Raw genomic sequence first — 16,225 nt, 5'->3', positions numbered from 1 at the left:
GACCGATGAATATACTTGAAACGTCCGTTTACAGAGGACCCAACGTCTACGCCCTGTTCCCCGTCATCCGTCACAAGGTCGACATTGGCGTACTGGAAGACTGGCCGACGGGGCGGCTGGGTGAAGACTTTGTCGACCCGCTGATCGCCGCCCTGCCGAGCCTGCACGAACATGGCTGTTCATATGGTGCGCCCGGCGGGTTCATCCGGCGCCTGCGCGAGGATGAAGGCACCTGGTTTGCCCATGTGTGGGAACATGTCGCCATCGAAATCCAGAATATCGCGGGGGCGGACGTCACCTTTGGCAAAACCCGGAGCGCGGACGAAGCTGGCGTCTACAATATGGTGTTCGAGTTCGAGGAAGAACGCGTCGGACTGGAAGCCGCCGATCTCGCCCTGAAGTTTCTCACCTCCCTGCTGCCGGAAGACCTGGTTGCCCCTGAGAACCGGATCGAAGATTTCGATTTCGACAGCGAGCTTGAAAGCTTCATCCGCAGCGCGCAACGGCTGGCTCTCGGCCCAAGTACCGCCTCGCTCGTCAAGGCGGCGAAGGAACGCGACATCCCTTACATGCGGCTGAACAATTATAGCAGCCTGATCCAGCTGGGCCATGGTCGCTATCAGAAACGCATACAGGCAACAATCACAAGCGAGACGAATTATATCTCCGTCGAGCTGGCATCCGACAAGGATGAAACCAACCGGATCCTCGCCGATCTCGGACTGCCCGTACCGCGACAGCGGCTCGTGCGAAGCCGGGAAGACGCGCTGCGCGCGGCTAAGCGGCTGGGCTATCCAGTCGTCGTCAAACCGCTGGACGGCAATCACGGACGCGGCATCTCGATCGAGCTGGAAGAAGATGAACATATTCTCGAAGCGTTCGACTTCGCCAAGGAACATAGCCGCAGCCGTAGCATCATCGTCGAGACATTCATTCGTGGCTTCGATCACCGCATGCTGGTCGTCAATGACGATCTGGTCGCCGTCTCCAAACGTGTGCCGGGCCATGTGATCGGCGATGGCAAGAGCACGATTGCGGAGCTGGTGGATGTCGTCAATTCCGACCCGCGCCGCGGGGTTGGCCACGAAAAAGTCCTGACGCGGCTGGAACTCGACACCAAGGCCATGGAGCATCTGGAGGAGAAGACCTACACGCCGGAAACGGTGCTGGAAGACGGCGAAACCCTCTATCTCCGCTCTACCGCCAATCTCTCGACGGGCGGCACGGCGATCGATGTGACGGATATCGTCCACCCGGATAATCGCGAAATGGCCGTGCGCGCGGTCAAGGCAATCGGGCTGGATATTGGCGGCGTCGATTTCCTCTCGCCCGACATCTCCCAGTCCTACAAGGATAATGGCGCGGGCATCTGCGAAATTAACGCAGCACCGGGCTTTCGCATGCATGTCGCCCCGTCTGAGGGCAAACCGCGCGACGTGGCGGGCGCTGTGATGAACATGTTGTTCCCGGAAAACTCGCCCGCCCGCATTCCCATGATCTCGATCACGGGCACGAACGGCAAGACCACGACGTCGCGCATGGTGTCGCACATCTTCAAGATGAGCGGTCACACGGTCGGACTGGCAACGACAGACGGCGTTTATATAAACGGGAATCTGACCGTCAAAGGGGATCTGACCGGGCCAATGTCGGCGCAGATGGTGTTACGTGATCCGACGGTCGATCTGGCGGTTCTGGAAACCGCGCGCGGCGGGATCGTGCGCAGCGGCATGGGCTATCGCCATTGCGACATCGGCGCGGTGCTGAATATCTCGGCCGATCACCTCGGTCTGAAAGGCGTCGATACGCTTGAGGATATGGCGCGGGTCAAGCGGCTCGTCGTGGAGATTGCCCGCGATACGGCAGTTCTAAATGCCGATGACGAACACTGTCTGAAGATGGCCGAGCATACGGATGCCCGCAATATCTGCTACGTCACCATGCATGCGACCCATCCTCTGGTGAAAGAACATATCCGGGTCGGTGGCCGCGCCGTCGTGCTGGAACAGGGCATCAATGGGCAGATGATCACGCTCTACGAAAAGAGCGCGCACATCCCGCTCATGTGGACACATCTGATCCCAGCCACGATGGAAGGCCGCGCGATGCATAATGTGAACAACGCCATGTTCGCCGCCGCCATCGCCTTCAGCCAGGGGCTGAGGCTGGAAGACATTCGTCACGGCCTGTCATCCTTTGCGACGAGTTTCAGCCAAGCGCCGGGTCGCATGAACGTGTTCGACGAACATCCGTTCAAGGTCATTCTGGACTATGGCCACAATCCGGCTGCGTTCGAAGCCATGACCAATCTGGTCGATCAGCTAAATCCGACAGGCCGCCGGATAGGCGTGTTTGCCGTTCCCGGGGATCGCCGCGACGAGGACATTGCGGAAACCGCGCGGATCATTGCCGGGCACTATGACCATTATATCTGTAAACGGGACGATACGCTGCGCGGGCGCGGACCCGACGAAGTACCGAAGCTCCTCAAGGCGGGCTTGCTCGCAAACGGCGTCTCCGAAGCCGATATCACGATCATTCCGTCCGAAGAGGAAGCGGTCGACGCGGCTCTGAACATGGCCGAAGCCGGCGATCTCCTCGTCATCTTCGGTGACGACAGTACGCGCTGCTGGAAGCAGATCATCTATTTCAACCGTCCCGGCGGATATGATCCCGAAAATTCCCCGACGGATGGAAGCGATCAGACCGCTTCGATCGGCACCTATGGGTCCGTCGATGATGAGCCGGGTCGCGACCGCGACGATGACGAGGACGATCAGTCCATCGCCGTCAATCTGGAAGGCCTGAAACTGGTGCGCGACAAGCGCGGTGTCCGGCTGGCCGTGGACCCGGAAGATTCGGACTGATCCTCCCCCATGGAACTGACTGACTCCCGCCGATTGACGGGACCGAGCCTGGTCCTGGACCGTCCCGGTGCGGCGGCGGAAATTAGCGTGACTGACCGTCGGGACGAAGCGCTGCAGCTCTGGCGCAGCCATGTCCGCACCCTTCTGAATGCTGTCGGTTGGCCGGACGAAACGATGACCACGCGCGCTTATGCAGGCGGCGCGACCGTCGCAATCACTGCGCCGATCGACGCACTTTATGCCGCGACCGAAGTCGTCGAAGCGGCGTGGGACCGGACCGTGGCCGATCTGTCAGATCTGCCCGCGCCGGATCACAACGCCACGGTCGAGCGCCTGAGAGGCGAGATCGCCGACGAGATCAATCCGGCCCTTCTGACTCTCGCCAATGCCGCCAGATCGCACGCTGTCACCTGTCTGAGCGACGATGAGCATGTGACCCTCGGACTAGGTCGGTCCAGCCGGAGCTGGCCATGCGACGCGCTGCCCGCGCCCGATAAGGTGGACTGGGGGCAGGTCGGTGATATCCCGGTCGCGCTGGTCACCGGCACGAACGGCAAGTCCACGACCGTGCGCATTGCCGCTGCCATCGGTGCGGCTGCAGGTCGGACGGTCGGTTTCTCGACGAGCGACTGGGTGCGGGTCGGCGACACGGAAATCGCGACGGGCGACTATTCCGGACCAGAGGGCGCACGCCAGGCCTTGCGCGATCAACGCGTGGATATGGCCGTCCTGGAAACAGCGCGCGGTGGCCTGCTACGACGGGGCCTTCCCGTGTCGCAGGCGGCGGCCTGCCTGATCACCAATGTCGCATCCGATCATCTCGGCGAATATGGCATTCATGATGTCGACGCACTGGCGGATACGAAGTTCACCGTTTCGAAAGCCGTCCGGACATCTGGAACGCTGGTGCTGAATGCCGATGATCCGCGGCTCAAATCGCGCGGCGAGGTCTTTCCGGGACAGGTGGCCTGGTACGGATTATCCCTGACGCCCGACGATGTGCCGGACACCGCCGATGCCGCGCTGGTGGCCAACGACCAGCTCTGCCTGCTGTCGCAAGGCAGGATCACACCACTTTTGCCCGTCGCGGACTTCACGCCTGCGCTCGGGGGTGCGGCCGCGCATAATGTGTCCAACGCGCTGGCGGCAAGCCTGTTGATGCACAGTCTCGGCGTCGCGCCGGACGCGATTATGCGCGGTCTGCTCGATTTTGAGAACACGCCGGACAGTAATCCCGGACGTGGCAATCTCATTCAGGTTGGCGGGGTGACGGCGATGCTGGACTTCGCACATAATCCGCACAGTCTGAAGGCCCTCACCCAGACCCTGAATTCCGTGCCTGCAGATCGCCGCCTCTATCTGCTGGGTCAGGGCGGCGACCGCAGCGACGAGGATATTCGTCGCATGACACAGGTCATTCGCGAGGCAGAGCCGGACACGATCATCATCAAGGAGATCCCGTCCAAGCTGAGAGGGCGCGAAGCTGGCGAAGTCCCGGCCCTGATCCGAACCTTTCTGGACGGTATGGATTATCCGCGAGACGATATACTGACAGCGGATTCCGAATTGGAGGCCGCGATCATGGCGCTGGAATGGGCAAGGCCGGGCGATCTGCTTGTCCTGCTGGTCTATGCCGAACGCGACGAGACACTGGCGCTGATTCAGCGTTTGCAGACTGAGAACTGGCAGGCCGGACAGCCCGTCCCGCATTAGGGTTCCGGTTCAAAGACCCGCACGACCTTCGTCATATTCGTCGCGATCGCAGCGCGTTTCATGCCGTCCGAATTATAGGGCATGATGACCTGCCCGGTGCGGTCGATCGCTATCACGCCGCCATCGCCGCCCAGAGCCTTGACCTTCGCCAGCGTCGCATGGGCCGCACTGTTCATGGCGATTCCGCCATAGCGCATCTGCGCGGCAATATCATAAGCCGCGCAGGCCCGAATGAACGGTTCGCCATGCCCGGTGCAGGAAATGGCGACCTGATCGTCCGCCCAGGTCCCGATACCGATCAGTGGAGTATCGCCGACCCGTCCCGGACGCTTGTTGAAAATGCCTCCGGTCGATGTCGCCGCCGCTAGGTGGCCGCTCATGTCCAGCGCCACCGCACCGACTGTGCCGTGATCGGCATTTTCGGCCCCGGAGCCATGGCCCTCATGTTCCGTATAATAGCCGTCCGGATCATCGACGCTGTCCAAGCCGTTCGCCAGCGCGAAGTCGCGCGCACCGCGCCCCGTCATCATCACATGTTTGCCGTCATCCAGCACCAGCCTGGCAGCGCGAATGGGGCTGAGCATGTTTTCGATCGCCGACACCGCCCCGGCGCGCCGGGTCGATCCGTCCATGATACTGGCGTCGAGCTCGAACTGGCCGTCCGTATTCGGGGCGGAGCCCTTGCCCGCGACGTAGAGGCCTGACAGTTCCAGCTGTTCAACCATTTCCGTCACGACATCGAGGGCGCTGTCTCCAGCCCGCAGCCTGTCCTCGCCCAGATTGAGCAATTCGCGCATATGGCGCATCTGGACGGTGTAATCTGTCCCGGGCTGCGCACCGGCACCGCCGTGAATGACGAGAGCGTAGGTCATGACTTACTCTGTTTGCGGTTGAAGGAATACACGGCGCAGATCGTACATCCGCGTGCGGCTGATGCGATCCCGCGCCGGGATCTGCAAGTCATTTCGCATCCGCCCTGCAGCGGAACAGGCCTCACTCCTGTTTGCCATCGACACACACTGCCGCCGTGATCTGGCCCATCACATTCACGCTACTGCGCAGCATGTCGGGAATACGGTCGATACCAAGAATGAGCGCCAGTCCTGCAACCGGCACGCCGATCGATTGCAGCGCCGGTGCCATGGTCACGACGCTGGATGATGGCACGGGCGCGACCGTCAGGGACACCAGGAATGTCGCCAGCAGGATCGCCCCGGCTGCGCCCATGGCCAGCGGGACGCCATAAAGATGAGCGAGGAAAATGATTGCTGCGCCTTGGAACAGCGCACTGCCTGGACGGTACATGGACGCACCGAGCGGAATAATCAGATCCGCCGTCGTTTCCGACACGCCGAGATTTTTCGTCGCTTCTTCGCGCGAAACCGGAATGGCGGTGGCCGTACTGGTCGTCGAAAAAGCGATCGTGACCGCCCCGGCTATCTGGCGGACGAACAGGATCGGTCCGATCCGCCTGAACGCCCAGATCAACGGCACATAAATCAGACCGACAAACAGGATCAGGGCGATCGCAACGCAGATAATGAAGACGCCCAGGCTCTGCACCAGCTCCCATCCGATCTGCGCCGTGGCAGGTGCGATGAGGCCGAAAACGCCGAGCGGTGCGATCAGCAAAATCCACCAGACCAGCTTGATCAACGCGGCGCTGATATCATCGGCGGCCTGGACCATGCGCAAGCGCCGCTCTTCCGCCAGCGTGCCAGCCGCAGCCGCCAGCAAGCTGGTGAAGACGATTAGCGGCAGGATTGCGCCATTGGCTGCCGCCGCGAATGGATTGGCCGGGACGAGACCGATGAGGAAGTCGGTTATCCCCCGGAGTTCGGGCACGGTGAGCGCGTCCGGTGCCGGCATGACGATATCCGGCACGAAGCGCAGACCCAGCGTCATGATCCCCATTCCCAGCAGGATGGCCGGGACCAGCGTCAGCCAGTAAAAGGCCAGCGTCAGCCCGCCGATCCGTCCCAGCTTGCGCAGATCGCCGAGCCGGGCAACGCTGGCGAAGATGATTGCCACGACCAGCGGGATCACCACCATCCGGATCGCATTGATGAAAATCTGCCCGAGCGGAGCGGATTCGCGCGCAATCGCCTGCAACAGCGGATTGTCCGTCGCTGCCGCTCCGAGACCGACACACAGTCCCAGGATCAGTCCGATAGCGATAAGCCTGTTCAGCATGCAAACCCTTCCTCGGTTTCGACGCGGTCATTGCCGCTTTTACGAGCGATTACATGACGGCAAAGCTCACCGGGACATGACGGGGCCGGGAAAGTCAATCCCGAACCGTGCGGCCCCACCTCTTGCGTCGCTTCTTCTGTCACCTGGACGTCACCAGCCATGCAGCTCTGCCCTGAAATTTGTGATTTGACGGGCGGGCCAATCCTCCGCAAGCCCGCAGCAAGGGGACCTGTCATGAACATTGATCGAAATGCGAGCCTGATTTCAGGTCCGCAACGCTGTTCCGGATTGTCCCTGTCTCGACATATTTGCAAGCTGGACCTGACTTCATGAACACACTGTCTGACAAGACTCCGAAGGCCGTTGCCGACTGGGATGCGATGGAGGACCGCAAACCAGTCGGAGCGATTGTCGCCAATGTCGATCTGGTGGTCGTCAAATATGACGGCCAGGTTTCCGTTCTTTACGGGCGCTGCCTGCACCGCGGGGCCTTGCTGGAAGACGGTTATGTCGATGGAGACAATCTGATCTGCGGCGTCCACAAATGGGACTTCCGGATCGATACGGGCGTGAGCGAGTATGACAATTCCGAAGCGCTGCACAAATTTTCCGCCTGGGTCGATGCCGGTCAGGTCTGGGTCGACGAAGCCGAGATTGCTGCGTGGGAGCAGGACAATCCGCAACCTTACCAGCGGGGAACCTATCTGGGTCGATTTGCCGACCCGTCGCATGGCGTGTCCGAAGAAACGCATACGGCGGAGATTCAGGCCCTGGCCCGGGATGGTCTGTCCAAGACCGGACATCACGGTCCGGCAGACGCGATGGGTGTGCCCGCCGACCAGCTACCGCAATGGAGCGACATTCAGTTCGTGACGGCGCAGCTGCACCGCCTGCCGCGCCTGGATGATGAACCCGTATCGACCCGGACAATCATCGGCCCCAAGGCACAAAAGCCACTGATCCTCGATATTCCCTTATTCGTGTCCGATATGAGCTTTGGTGCCCTGTCGGCCACCGCGAAAGTCGCCTTGGCCATGGGAGCGGAGAAAGCAGGCACCGGAATCTGTTCCGGTGAGGGCGGTATGCTGCCTGAAGAGCAGGCCGCGAATTCACGCTATTTCTACGAACTGGCATCCGCGCGCTTTGGTTTCTCGATGGACAAGCTCGACAAGGTTCAGGCGTTCCACTTCAAAGGCGGTCAGGGCGCGAAAACGGGCACGGGCGGCCATTTGCCGGGGGAAAAGGTCAAGGGTCAGATCGCCGAGGTCAGAGGCCTGGAACCGGGAACGGATGCGATTTCCCCGTCCCGCTTTCCGGACTGGACAGACCTGTCGGATTATCGTGATTTCGCCGACACGGTCCGTGCGCGCACGGGCGGCATTCCGATCGGCTATAAACTGTCGGCGCAGCATATCGAAAAAGATATCGATGCGGCCCTGTCTATCGGAGTCGATTATATCATTCTGGACGGGCGCGGCGGTGGCACGGGCGCGGCACCGCTTATCTTCAGGGACAATATTTCTGTCCCGACCATCCCGGCGCTGGCACGGGCACGACGCCATCTTGATGCGGTCGGTGCAGACGGCGTCAGCCTGATCATTACAGGCGGCCTGAGAACGCCCGCCGATTTCGCCAAAGCCATGGCGATGGGCGCGGACGCAATAGCTGTCTCCAATTCAGCCCTGCAGGCGATTGGCTGCCTCGGCATGCGGGCCTGCCACACCAATAATTGCCCGGTCGGCATCGCGACCCAGAAGGAACATCTGGTCGCGCGCCTGATCGCCGAGACATCGGCCGATCAGCTTGCCCGTTTTTTCGACAGTTCGGTCGCGTTGATGAAGGTAATGGCCCGCGCGTGCGGCCATGACAGCCTCTCAGGCTTCTCCTCTGACGACCTCGTCACCTGGAAGCGGGAAATGACCGAGCTGTCCGGCGTCGCCTTCGGCGGAGTCGGGGTAACGTCCGCGCAGGGAAATCACTGATGCTGGAAGTCGCCCGCATCCTGTCGCTGACGATACAGGTCTATCTCGGTCTCGGGCTGATCTTCGGGGTCTGGTTTGCTTTCGGCATGACCCGCGACGAACCGATCGCCACCCTGATCACGCGGTTGATGCTGATCCCAGGTGCCATGTTGCTGTGGCCCTATCTGCTGCTCACGGGGCCGCGCTCATGAAGCGTGCACATCGAAAGGCGCACCGCGCTATATGGATCCTTCTTCCATTGATCTTGCTGGCTATTCTCTGGATCGGTTTTTCCGCACACGGCACGGATGATGGCCTGATTGCCGCGCCGAGTGTGTCAGGAGATGCGGCATGAGCCAGTCCTTTATTCCCGTGCAATGGAATGCCCAGAAAAAGGGGTATGACCTGCTTATCCTCTTTGGCATCATCCTGTTCATGGCGAGCTTCATGCTGGTCGGCATGGTACTCTCAGTCGCAGACCCCGTCATTCTCGCCATGCGCGCGCTCGGTCTGTGTGCCTTTACGCTTCTGCACATCATCCTGATGATCGGCCCGGCGGCGCGCCTGTCGGACCGTTTCAAGCCCTGGCTATATAATCGCCGCCACATGGGCGTGATTACGGCCCTGCTGGCCCTGTGTCATGCCGGACTGGTCATGGCCTGGTATCACGGGTCCGGCGTTATCGATCCGCTGACATCGGTCATGGGCGGGTACGGCGATTACGGCGTCGCGATCGCCTTCCCCTTCGAGGTGCTGGGTCTCATCGCGCTGTTCATCCTGCTGATCATGGCCGCAACCAGCCATGATTTCTGGTTATCCTGGCTTTCGCCACCGGTCTGGAAGACGCTGCATATGAGCGTCTACGGGGCCTATGCGCTGCTTGTGGCTCACGTGGTTCTGGGAACGGCGCAGTTCGACAAGGGGCCCGGCCTGCTTTGGGCTGTGGCGATCGGGTCCGGCCTGATCAGCACGCTGCATCTGATTGCGGCGCTGAAAGGCCGGGGCGGATCCGATCAGGCCAAATCATTGGATGGCTGGATCATGGCGGGCGATCCCCACACCATCCCACTGAACCGCGCCCGGACTGTCACGCCGCCTCAGGGCGAACGGATCGCCATTTTCCGCCACGCAGGCGGGCTGTCGGCCATCATGGCCGTCTGTTCGCATCAGAACGGCCCGCTCGGCGAAGGCTGTATCCGCGACGGTCTGGTCACTTGTCCCTGGCACGGATTTCAGTTCGATCCGGAAACCGGACAGGCCCCACCCCCGTTCGAAGACAGGGTTCAGACCCATCGCCTCAAGCTGGAAAACCACCAGATCTGGGTCCATTCCGAACCGAACCCACCCGGTACGGCGCAATCAGCCTTGCCCCTACCTACACAGACATCATCCGCGAGGCCCTCAGCATGAGCGATGATTTCTATGTCGGTTATGGCCCCCTTCCCGACCGTGACAGACGGTTCCTCCTTCGCGCCATTCCGCTCGGGCTGGCGTCCATCGCGGGAATAGGCGCCTTCACAGCATCGCGCGCGCGGTCCGCTGGCGGCGGACGATGGGAAACGGGGACGCCGGTCACTTTGACCGGGCGGATCAGCTTCTCTCCCTATCCGACACTCTGGGTCGGTGAAGACGCACATGTGCTGGCGGGCATCGGCAAGGTCGGTGCCGACCCCATTGCGCGTGCATTCGACGGTCAAACGGTTCAGGCGACAGGCGTGCGGATCGTGCGCGGCGACTGTTTCATGCTGGGCGTTAAAGCCGGAAATTTGATCGTCTCCGACACGCCGGCTCCGCCCATTCCGACCATTGAGGATCTCGGGATGATCGAGGTACTCGGCGAAGTTCTCGACGCGCAATGCTTCATGGGCATCATGAACCCCGGCTATGGCCGCACCCATCGGGGTTGTGCCGCGCAGTGCATTCGCGGCGGACAACCGGTTTATTTCAGCCTCAACCCCGCGCGCAGAAGCGATCCTCAGACGACTGAAAATTGCGGCGACCTCGGCTTTGTGCTGATGGGCCCGAGCGGAGAAAAGGCCAATGCGCTGGTGAGCGGGAATATTGCGAGACCCGTGATCATTTCCGCCCGACAAACCCGTCAGGGTCGTCTCAAGCGTCTGCAGCTGACAGATCCGATGATCAGACCTGTCTGATGCTGATCAACCTTTTCCTGATCTTCGGGGGCGTCTTTTTCGTCTTCTCCCTCGTCTCGCGGCGTATTCAGCATACCGTCCTGACCTTCCCGATCCTGTTCACGGCGACAGGTTACGCCCTTCACAGAGTGCTGATGGATGTTGGCGGGCTGACCTATTCCGAGGGCGGCTTTCACACGCTCGCAGAAATCACATTGATCCTTGTGCTTGCGGCGGATGCGTCACAGATTTCCCTGACCGAACTAAAGGATACAAGAGGGCTGGCGCTCCGCCTGTTGCTGATCGCCCTGCCGCTGATCATTCTGACGGGTACACTGGTGGGCGCTCTCCTGTTTCCGGGTCAGCCTTGGTATCTGATGGCGCTGGTGGCCGCGATCCTGGCCCCGACAGATGCCTCGCTCGGTTCGTCCGTCGTTTCCAACGAGGCCATTCCAAAGCCGATCCGGCGGGGCCTTTTGATCGAAAGTGGGCTGAATGACGGGATCGCCCTGCCCGCCGTTCTGTTTTTCGCCTGCTTCCTCAATCTGATGCATCAGAGCGGAGAAGAAAACTGGCTGCTCTTTCTGGCGCTGCAGCTCTCGCTCGGCCCAATCGTTGGAATTGCGGTCGGCTGGCTGGGCGGTCTTCTTCTGGCCAAAGCCGCAGAGGCGGACTGGATACTCGATACGTTTCAGGGCGTTGCCGCCATGGCGCTCGCCGTGATCGCCTATGCAGCCGCAGAAACCGTGCACGGCAACGGCTTCATCGCCGCTTTCGTCTGCGGCATCACCTATGGCTGTTTTCGCAAGCAACTGGCCGCTTTCATGCATGAGTTCACTGAAACGGAGAGTCAGTTTCTGACGCAGCTGACCTTCTTCCTGTTCGGCGCGCTGATATTACCCGAAGCCATCGAGCAGGTCAGCGCCGCCATGATCGCCTATGGCCTGCTGAGCCTCATCGTCATCCGCATGCTGCCGGTGCTTTTATCGCTGATCGGGTCGGGGCTGCCAGCCGCGTCGCGCTGCTTCATCGGCTGGTTTGGCCCCCGCGGCCTTGCGTCCATTCTCTTTGCCTTGCTGATCCTGGAAGACCTTGAGGTCCACAATGCCGAGTTCATCCAGGCCATCGTCGCCACGACTGTGGCCCTCAGCATCCTGCTGCACGGCCTGACCGCAGCCCCACTGTCCAAACTGCTGGTCAGGAAAGGACATCTGAAGATGTGACCTCCGGATCTGTCGCGTTGGACGATCAGGGGACTTCGGAAATAGCGCGCTGTATATTGGACAGCTCCATATTGGACAAATGTCCCGGTTTCGACCGACCGCGCCAATGGCTATGGGTCCGCCATGCGAAAACGCCTGATCGCTCTTGGCAGTCTGTTGGCGCTGATCTGGCCCATGGCCAGTCAGGCCGATGTCGGCTGTCTACCCAGCGCGACGTTCGACAGCATCGACTTTTCCGGTGAGGTCTACGGACGACACGCCTTTGATACGGGGGTCGGCTTTCGGCTGTTGCGCCTTGTGCCTGTCACGGGCGGCTGGGCGATCGCAGTATATCGCGGCGATGGTTCGACCGCACCCGTCATTGTGCGGGCCACAGGCATTTTGAACCCGGACAAGCCCGAGCTGACGATTACTGGCTCGGATTTTCGCAATGGCGAGACCTCCGGCCCTGCCGCCATGCCGACAATCCGCAAGTTCCAGTTCGGTAGCCATGTCATCGACCCCGCGATGAACCCGGAGCGAGTTGTACCCCGAAATCACAACGGCGCGCCGCCCAATATCGCGACAGTCGAACCCACGGCGGGAGAGTGGGGCATTGGCGAACTGATCATCGAGGATATCGGACTGGCCGATCTTGGGCCGGACCAGACACCCCGTCTGACCTATCTGAAATTCTCCGGCTGTCTGGGCTGGAACCGCGGATATCGCGGGCCGGACTGGCGCATGGATGCCGAGCCCGGTGTGCCGGACGCGGCGATCACGGCGCTGCGCCAATGCGGTTTCGACGCGCGCACCTACCGCCCGTCAGACCGGACGACAAAGTGGAGTGAAAAAGGGTCAACCGCCTATCTGGAACCCGACTTCCAGGCAGATGGCAGCCGCGACATAGTTGTCCCGGCGATCCGGCGCCGTGATCGAAAAGCCGGACTAGCCCTGTGTCTGCGCGGCGATAACCGTCTCTACATGGTTGGGTTTGACGATCAGGCGGATGTCAGCGCCTTCATGGATGCAGGCGATTACTGGCGCGTGGCCCGGTCGCCACACAAGCCCGGCCCCGATCAGCCCCGCCCATCCGGCGACAGGATCGAATTCGGCACCCATCGCGGACCCGGCCTGGACCTTTTCCTCGACATTGAAAACACCATCGTAACGCGCCGCCGCGGCGGGGAATGAGACCGCCATGATCAAGAAAATCGTTTACGGGCTGCTGATCCTCTGGGCGCTCGCCTATGCAGCATCTTTCATCATTCCCGTCATGACCGAACCCTCCGGCGATAGTTTCATGCGGGGCATGAACCGGATCACAGCCTTTTTCGGCTGGCAAATGATTGCAGGCCTCTTCGGTCTGACAGTCTGGTATTTCGGCCGAACGGAAGCCGCTTCCAGAGTTGAAAGCTGGCTGTTTAGAATACCGCTTCTGCTGGCCGGACTGTTATTCCTGTTCGTCGTCGGACTTATTCTCTGGGCCATGCTGAGCAAGCCGCCGCCGACCACTTACGAGCCGCCTGACATGACCACGAGCGCAGATGCGATGCCAATCCCGGAGGATGAATAAAGCCACTCCCAGGTGAGGTTTATGGCAGTTTCGCCTTGTCCATGCCGTCACTGACTGTTTTCATCAGTTCGGGGTTCTGCATCTGAATCCGCATCATCGCGGCCACCATGCGCTGTTGCACGGCCATGAATTCCTGTTGACGCGAAGCCATTGCCATGGCGATTGCCCGCTCCCGGTTAGACCCGTCGACTTCGTCGGACAGTGTGTCGAATTGCTGGCCGACATTGGCCATGACTTCCGCCGCGCGCTCAGCGCTGGCTTCGTCATCCACGGCTTCGAGCGCGGTGACGATCTCGTTTATTCCTTTAAGATAGGTGTTGGCGATCCGCTCATTCTTGTTCAGGCTTTTCTTGTCCTTGATTTCGACATCCTGCGCCTTTTCGGCCTGGGCCTGTAACGCATCAACGACATCGACAGCCGAGGCGGGATCATCGGCGACCTCCGTTGTTTCTCCCCCTCCGCAAGCACCCAACACAAATGCGCCCGTAACTGTAGCCAATGCCAATTCACGAAGTTTCATAATCCTGCCTTTTTGAATACCTGTCCTTATCACAAAGGCCCTAAACCCGTTCAACGGGGACAAATGTCCTACTCTTCCGACCCCGACAAATGTCCTAGTATGCAGAGCGCAATGAAGCTCTATACTCACCGCCAGAAGGTCGGAGACGAAAATGACAAGACGGCTTGAAATCCCGGATTATGAGAGGCCGGTGTGATGCGCATCTGGCTATCGATCCTGGGAGGGCTGTCGCTGATGGCTTGCAGTTCGACGGCACAGACTGATCTCTACACGGGCTATTACCGCCAGGGATTCGAGCAGAGCGATTTCTACACGCTCGATGGTCGGGGGCCGTACTGGTTCGACGGAACTGAAGAAGTTTTCACGCGACTGCAAGACTTTATCGTCCCGAAAGAAGGGCGCGGCAGCTACATCGTCGTCATGATGACCGTCGAAGGAGAGCTGCAGGAAGACGGTGAATTCGGCCATATCGGTCGCTACTCGACGCAGCTCTATGCAAACCGGATTCTCTCGATCGAAGCGATATCCCAGGCGGCGTATGATGGTCACGTCGACGGATTTCGGACCTAAACGGGCGAGATGCGCTGATCATGTTCTCTTCGGTCATCATATGCGACGATCACCCGATTTTCCGCGATGGAATCAAGGTCAGTCTGCAAGCCGTTTTCGATACACTTGAGATCAGAGAGACCAATCATCTGCAGGAACTGAATGCGGCGCTGTCAGATTCCGTGCCCCAACTTCTGCTTCTGGACGTCTTCTTCGCCGGTCTGGAGCCTGAGCCGGGCATCCGCGAATTGCGTCAGACCTATCCGTGGATGAAGATCCTTCTCATTTCGATGCTGACCAAGGAAGGGGCGATCGAACGGCTACTCAATGCCGGTGCCGACGGGTTCGTCTCCAAGACGGCGCCTCCGGGCAGTCTCGAACTGGCCTTGCGCGACCTTCTGAACGACAAGCGACCGATCTATCTTCCGCAAAGCGACGATGCCGTTCTGCCCAGCGGCAATATGGTCGAAAACCTGCCGACGCGGCAGGCGCAGGTGTTGCACTATATCTGCCTGGGCATGTCGAACAAGGAAATGGCCGTGGAAATGGGCCTGTCGGCATCCACCGTGCGGGCGCATGTGTCAGCGCTATTCGGCAAACTGGGGGTCAATAATCGTACCGAAGCGGCAAGTTACGGCGTCCGGTACGGTGTGCTCGCCTATAGTGGCAGTCACAAGGAATATTGCCGTTTCATCGGGCCGCAGCGGGACGAAAACCCGGATGAAAACGCATCCTCAGCCGATCGAGTCTATTTCGAATGATATTGCGCGCATCGAATGATGATACGCGCCTGCGGGTTCAATCCTGCCGGTTCACATCCGTTTCCCTCAGCCAGACTTCCACGATTGTAGCGGCAACCGACATATAGGTTATCGCTTCACGGGCCTTGCGGGATTGCGCCTGCTCACCCTGCTCCATTGCGTCCACCGCCTCGTCGATGAAAACGGTTAGTCCCGCCCGGTATTCATCCCAGGCCTTGCCGCCTTCCGCGACGCGGCCTTCAACTTCCAGCCTTTCGAACTCGGCTTCGATGCGCTCGATCGCGTCCGTATAGTCGATCCGCATTGTCGTGGCGTCGAAACTGTCGGGCGGACGATCGCGCTTGGCCAGATTCTGGTAGACAACCAGAAAGGGGGCCAGCCCTTCGGAGGAAAGGTTGGGCCGCGCAGCATCGATCCAAACAGTGACCATATCGTCATCGCAGGACTTTTCGGCCATATCAGCCGCGATAGCCCGGTCTGCGCGCTGCCGCCGCGCCGTATCCCAGTCGCGCCTTTCCTGACGGGCCTGTACTTTGATGACCATGGCTTCCCACTGATCCAGAAGGCCGCATGCCTGCCCCTTATCGGCAATGACATGCAGCATGACGACGGTTCGGTCCCAACTCGGCAGTGTTTCCGCCTGCGCCGTCATGGGTATCATGACGGCCATAGCCATTACCCCGGCGGCCAGCATTTTCATCATGTGGGTCATAACGGGCTCCCTCATTTCGACCTCTACAATGCGCAAAGA

The 16,225-nt window shown here is 60.4% G+C and carries 16 protein-coding genes; 12 read left to right on the top strand and 4 right to left on the bottom strand.

Annotated elements, in window-relative coordinates; genetic code table 11:
* The first annotated feature begins 5 nt into the window (after positions 1-5).
* Positions 6-2,867, top strand: coding sequence for a cyanophycin synthetase (gene cphA, locus AB6B39_RS05395; protein WP_284372817.1), 2,862 nt, complete (start codon positions 6-8; stop codon positions 2,865-2,867).
* Between the two features lie 9 nt (positions 2,868-2,876).
* Positions 2,877-4,580 (top strand): Mur ligase family protein, encoded by a 1,704-nt coding sequence (locus AB6B39_RS05390; protein ID WP_284372819.1) that lies wholly within the window; start codon positions 2,877-2,879, stop codon positions 4,578-4,580.
* Here AB6B39_RS05390 and AB6B39_RS05385 read toward each other — a convergent pair.
* A complete protein-coding gene (locus AB6B39_RS05385; RefSeq protein WP_284372821.1) occupies positions 4,577-5,452 on the bottom strand; it encodes an isoaspartyl peptidase/L-asparaginase family protein in 876 nt (291 codons plus the stop codon). The two genes, AB6B39_RS05390 and AB6B39_RS05385, sit on opposite strands and share 4 nt — an antisense overlap.
* A 121-nt stretch (positions 5,453-5,573) precedes the next feature.
* Positions 5,574-6,773 (bottom strand): dicarboxylate/amino acid:cation symporter, encoded by a 1,200-nt coding sequence (locus AB6B39_RS05380; protein WP_284372823.1) that lies wholly within the window; start codon positions 6,771-6,773, stop codon positions 5,574-5,576.
* 329 nt (positions 6,774-7,102) lie between these two features.
* On the opposite strand from AB6B39_RS05380, the gene AB6B39_RS05375 reads away from it, so the two are divergent.
* The 8 genes from AB6B39_RS05375 to AB6B39_RS05340 all read left to right on the top strand — a co-directional run bounded on the left by AB6B39_RS05375 (position 7,103) and on the right by AB6B39_RS05340 (position 13,644).
* Positions 7,103-8,755: a glutamate synthase-related protein gene (locus AB6B39_RS05375; protein ID WP_284372825.1), complete on the top strand. Its 1,653-nt coding sequence runs from the start codon at positions 7,103-7,105 to the stop codon at positions 8,753-8,755.
* Complete coding sequence (locus tag AB6B39_RS05370) at positions 8,755-8,946, top strand: hypothetical protein (RefSeq protein WP_284372827.1); 192 nt, start codon at positions 8,755-8,757, stop codon at positions 8,944-8,946. The genes AB6B39_RS05375 and AB6B39_RS05370 overlap by 1 nt, the downstream gene beginning before the upstream one ends.
* Complete coding sequence (locus AB6B39_RS05365) at positions 8,943-9,089, top strand: hypothetical protein (RefSeq protein WP_284372830.1); 147 nt, start codon at positions 8,943-8,945, stop codon at positions 9,087-9,089. The genes AB6B39_RS05370 and AB6B39_RS05365 overlap by 4 nt, the downstream gene beginning before the upstream one ends.
* Complete coding sequence (locus tag AB6B39_RS05360) at positions 9,086-10,144, top strand: Rieske 2Fe-2S domain-containing protein (protein ID WP_284372832.1); 1,059 nt, start codon at positions 9,086-9,088, stop codon at positions 10,142-10,144. Before AB6B39_RS05365 ends, AB6B39_RS05360 begins: the two co-directional genes overlap by 4 nt.
* Entirely contained in the window at positions 10,141-10,887 is a 747-nt protein-coding gene (locus tag AB6B39_RS05355) for a hypothetical protein (RefSeq protein WP_284372834.1), read from the top strand. The genes AB6B39_RS05360 and AB6B39_RS05355 overlap by 4 nt, the downstream gene beginning before the upstream one ends.
* Complete coding sequence (locus tag AB6B39_RS05350; RefSeq protein ID WP_284372836.1) at positions 10,887-12,089, top strand: cation:proton antiporter; 1,203 nt, start codon at positions 10,887-10,889, stop codon at positions 12,087-12,089. Before AB6B39_RS05355 ends, AB6B39_RS05350 begins: the two co-directional genes overlap by 1 nt.
* 123 nt (positions 12,090-12,212) lie before the next feature.
* A complete protein-coding gene (locus tag AB6B39_RS05345; protein WP_284372838.1) occupies positions 12,213-13,262 on the top strand; it encodes a hypothetical protein in 1,050 nt (349 codons plus the stop codon).
* Positions 13,263-13,269: 7 nt separating this feature from the next.
* Positions 13,270-13,644 (top strand): hypothetical protein, encoded by a 375-nt coding sequence (locus AB6B39_RS05340; RefSeq protein ID WP_284372840.1) that lies wholly within the window; start codon positions 13,270-13,272, stop codon positions 13,642-13,644.
* Positions 13,645-13,663: 19 nt separating this feature from the next.
* On the opposite strand, the gene AB6B39_RS05335 is transcribed toward AB6B39_RS05340, so the two are convergent.
* Complete coding sequence (locus AB6B39_RS05335; protein WP_284372841.1) at positions 13,664-14,164, bottom strand: hypothetical protein; 501 nt, start codon at positions 14,162-14,164, stop codon at positions 13,664-13,666.
* A gap of 192 nt (positions 14,165-14,356) precedes the next feature.
* Here AB6B39_RS05335 and AB6B39_RS05330 point away from each other — a divergent pair, with 192 nt between their 5' ends.
* Both AB6B39_RS05330 and AB6B39_RS05325 read left to right on the top strand, forming a co-directional pair.
* Entirely contained in the window at positions 14,357-14,734 is a 378-nt protein-coding gene (locus AB6B39_RS05330; protein WP_284372844.1) for a hypothetical protein, read from the top strand.
* Between the two features lie 20 nt (positions 14,735-14,754).
* On the top strand, positions 14,755-15,474 hold the full coding sequence (locus AB6B39_RS05325; RefSeq protein WP_284372846.1) for a response regulator transcription factor: 720 nt from the start codon (positions 14,755-14,757) through the stop codon (positions 15,472-15,474).
* Between the two features lie 37 nt (positions 15,475-15,511).
* On the opposite strand, the gene AB6B39_RS05320 is transcribed toward AB6B39_RS05325, so the two are convergent.
* Positions 15,512-16,186 carry a hypothetical protein gene (locus AB6B39_RS05320; protein ID WP_371398707.1) on the bottom strand — a complete coding sequence of 225 codons (675 nt, stop codon included), beginning with the start codon at positions 16,184-16,186 and terminating at the stop codon, positions 15,512-15,514.
* Positions 16,187-16,225 lie beyond the last annotated feature (39 nt).

Origin of the sequence: Algimonas porphyrae, from assembly GCF_041429795.1 — a bacterium.
Classification (GTDB): domain Bacteria; phylum Pseudomonadota; class Alphaproteobacteria; order Caulobacterales; family Maricaulaceae; genus Litorimonas; species Litorimonas porphyrae.
Note: the sequence above shows the minus strand (reverse complement) of the source record. Positions and strands in the feature narration are given on the sequence as shown.